This window comes from Pontibacterium sp. (assembly GCF_041587635.1).
GTDB lineage: Bacteria > Pseudomonadota > Gammaproteobacteria > Pseudomonadales > Balneatricaceae > Pontibacterium.
Genome location: NZ_JBFGYC010000415.1, coordinates 1 through 3,686 on the forward strand (window position 1 = coordinate 1; position 3,686 = coordinate 3,686).

Annotated in this window: 3 protein-coding genes; 2 read left to right on the plus strand and 1 reads right to left on the minus strand. The window is 47.8% G+C overall.

Annotated features, from left to right (window positions below; translation table 11 throughout):
* Nucleotides 1–518 precede the first annotated feature (518 nt).
* Entirely contained in the window at nt 519–2,474 is a 1,956-nt protein-coding gene (locus tag ABYW01_RS16600) for a diguanylate cyclase domain-containing protein (RefSeq protein ID WP_372834843.1), read from the plus strand.
* A 9-nt stretch (nt 2,475–2,483) separates the two neighbouring features.
* A complete protein-coding gene (locus ABYW01_RS16605; RefSeq protein ID WP_372834837.1) occupies nt 2,484–3,044 on the plus strand; it encodes a GNAT family N-acetyltransferase in 561 nt (186 codons plus the stop codon).
* Between the two features lie 31 nt (nt 3,045–3,075).
* Here ABYW01_RS16605 and ABYW01_RS16610 read toward each other — a convergent pair.
* The coding region (locus tag ABYW01_RS16610; RefSeq protein WP_372834840.1) for a LysE family translocator at nt 3,076–3,686 on the minus strand (611 nt) is incomplete at its 5' end.

Consider the following 3,686-nt stretch of genomic DNA (forward strand, 5'->3'; position numbering starts at 1 on the left):
GCAACACTTATTATTATTCATCGTCCTAACCCATAGTTTCTACCTGCTCAATAAATGTACATTCGTTTATCGCATAACGATATAGGAAAAATTCCTAATTTGTTGACAGTAGGCAGTGAACACAAGGCCTTGTTAATCAAATGGGCACGCAGCGATTCCGCTATAGCAGCAAAAGAGATCTCGATGATTTCTAACTAAAGCTCAGAACGGAAGATTGTTCGTCAGTGTTGGTCTGTTATTGGACTGAGTTAAAGGACATGTAGCCGCTTTGAAGATCTCGCGCATAACGGAAATAGATCGATAAACAGCCAGAATTGATAGTCATCGGCCAGAATCATATAGTTAGACGGTGTTCCTTGCGAAATTGATGCTCTGAGCACAAACTGACATGTTGATTAATGGAATGTCTCTGACCAAAGATTCCGTTGTTATTTCTGGACGGTGCTGTGTTGCACATCAAGGATGCCTTTCTAACCTGAACAGGTTATGACGTTAAGGATCTGCACGTGAAATACGCTATGATACGACGTGTTTGGCGCTTTGCTCGGTTTGTCCAAAGTGTCCTATTGCCAACTCTCCGTTTGACGCCGCTTAGTTTCGGGGTCTTTTTGCTATCCGTATCATCTTTGCTCTCCGCGGCCCCTAGCTTTCAAGAAACATTTAACTCTCACAAGCTCGTCATGCTCCTGATCGACCCGCAGAGTGGTCAGATTGTAGATGCCAACGATGCTGCCAGTCAGTTCTACGGATATGATCCGGCAGAGCTGAAGGCAATGACAATCCAGCAAATCAATCAGCTTTCTGCTGAACAAGTATCTGAGGAGCGCAAGCTGGCTCAGGCCGAAGGCCGCAACTACTTCATTTTCAGGCATAAGGTTGCCGACGGCTCTGTTAAAACGGTTGAGGTGAGCTCCGTACCTCTGGAGTTTGACGGCAATACTCTGCTCCATTCTATCGTGCGAGATATCTCTAACGAGCGACGTTTAAGTGATGAACTGTGGCATTACCAGGCGCGACTGGAGGAGATGGTTGACCTTAAAGCGCTCGAGCTGGAAGCAAGTTATCGCAATGAACAGATTCGAATGATATTTGCGATAGGGCTGTTGTTCATTATTGCTAGTGGGCTCATTTACGCCCTACGTCAAAGTCGAATCGCTGGCGCTAAGGTGGAGAAGGCAGAGCTGGGGCTGCGAGAAGTAATCTGGGGCACTAATGTGGGCACCTGGGAGTGGAATGTAATAACTGGAGAGACAGTCTTTAGCGATCGTTGGGCAGATATTGTGGGTTATAGTCTTGACGAATTAGAACCCGTATCTATTGATACTTGGCTCAGTATTGCCCATCCCGATGACTTAGAGCGTTCAAGTGAACAGCTGGAAAAAGTATTTAAGGGTGAACTCGACTTCTATGAGTGTGAGGTTCGTGTGCGGCATCGAAACGGGTCATGGCGTTGGGTGCAGGATCGAGGCAAAGTTGTTGAGTGGGGGATTGATGGCAAGCCGTTGCGTATGTCGGGGACGCATACTGATATTACGGACAAAAAGAATGCCGAGATCGAGCTGAAGGACGCATTATCCCAGCTTGTTGCAACGCTGGAAGCCACCGATAACGGTATTTTGGTGACCAGTGAATACGGCCACGTTATTCGTACGAATACGCAATTCACAACGATGTGGCATCTACCCGCCGGGATTGTATCGCTGGGCGATGAAAAGGTGATGCTGGCGCACGTTAAAGATCAACTGCGTGATCCTGAACAGTTTATCGTCGATATAGAAGGCGTCTATCAGAATATACACCTTGAGTCTGAGGACCTGCTCGAATTCAAAGACGGTCGGGTATTTTCTCGCTTCTCTCGACCAATGATCGTTGATGGGCGTTTCTGCGGGCGAGTCTGGAGTTTCCGTGATATCACCGAACAGCGGAACGCTCAGGAAAAGATACACCGCCTTGCGATGACCGATACACTTACTGACTTGGCAAATCGTAATCAGTTTAATCTGCAGTTTGAGAAGAATCTGGATTTGGCGCAACGAGAACAGAAAAACCTGGCGCTGATGATGGTTGATCTGGATAAGTTTAAGCACATCAACGACACCTACGGTCATCCGGTGGGGGATGCGGTATTAAAGGCTGTTGCAACTGTGCTTCTCCGGCATTGTCGCAAGACAGATATCGTCGCGCGCTTAGGGGGGGATGAGTTTGCGGTTGTGTCCGTTTTTCCTAAAGATCGGGCCGCAGCTCACCAAGTTGCCGAGCGTATTATTGGTGAGTTACAAGAACCTATTGATGCCGCCAGCCATAACCTGGATGTCGCACTAAGTATTGGAATGTGTTTTTATCCTGATGATGCGGAAACCGTAGAAGATATGATTTATAAAGCGGATGTCGCACTCTATGCAGCGAAAAAAGCAGGTCATAATCTTATTCGATGCTATGAGAATCCGCAGAAAGTCAGTGATCAGACTGTTTGAGTTTGCTCTGTGATTCCTCAACCCTTGAGCTTCTCTAACCTTCAAGTTGAGCCTAAAGAAATGAACCCACGTGTACCTGAGTCACTGGAAACCTCACGCCTGATTTTGCGACAGTTTAGAGAAGGTGACTGGCAGGACCTTCACCTCTATTACTCATCAGAGACTGCGACGCAGTTTACGGTTGGCCGGGCCTTTAGCGAAGGTGAAACCTGGCGCACCCTGTGTAGTATGGTGGGGCATTGGCAGCTTAGAGGATACGGCCCCTACGCGATTGAACATAAAGAGACTGGGAAGGTATTAGGTACCGCAGGATTCTGGTATCCGAATGATTGGCCTGAGCCAGAGATCAAGTGGGCATTAGCCCCCGAATACTGGGGACAAGGTTATGCCAGTGAAGCAGCCCGGGCAATCCAGCAAGCAGGGCGTGAATGCATGCCTGATGTGAGGCTTATTAGCTTCGTCCATTCGGAGAATCTGGCATCTATTAAGCTGGCAAAAGCTGTCGGCGCGATATTTGAAAAGGAAGTGAACTTCCGAGGTGGGTTATGGCACATATATCGTCACCCGTGAGAATATGATGTGCATTAACATGCACCGACTCTCAACTAGAGTGTTGCAAATACAGTAGATAGATCGCAACGACGATCAATATACTTCCCATGACTCTGTTGAATACACGCAGATTTGAGCGTTCTGCCAGCAGCGAACTGATCCGGTCCCCTACAAGCGCCCAGCTGCTCACACATACATAGCAGATCATAAAATAGAGTCCAACAAACACATAGAGCAAGCTGGAAGCATCAGCCAGATTGAACGCTGTGACACCTGATAGACATGCGATCCAGGCTTTTGGATTAAGCCATTGAAGCAGCACCCCCTGAATGAAGGTGGGGCGTGTATCGTTGGCGATCTCGATATCGGGATTAGCTGTTGCGACTTTATAGCCCATGTAGCAGATAAAGCCGGCACCGAGGTAACTCAGCAAGGACATAACCTCCTGATTTTCAGCTGCTATACGACCTATACCCAACCCAATCATCAATAACAGCAGGGTGAACCCCACCGTTGCTCCGCTTACAAACGGCATTGCGTTCCGAAAACCATGGTTTACGCCGGTTGACAGCGTAATCAGGTTGACCGGACCGGGGGATATCGACATGGATAGGGAAAACAAACACATAGCTAAAATGACAGACATAATAAAATCACTCC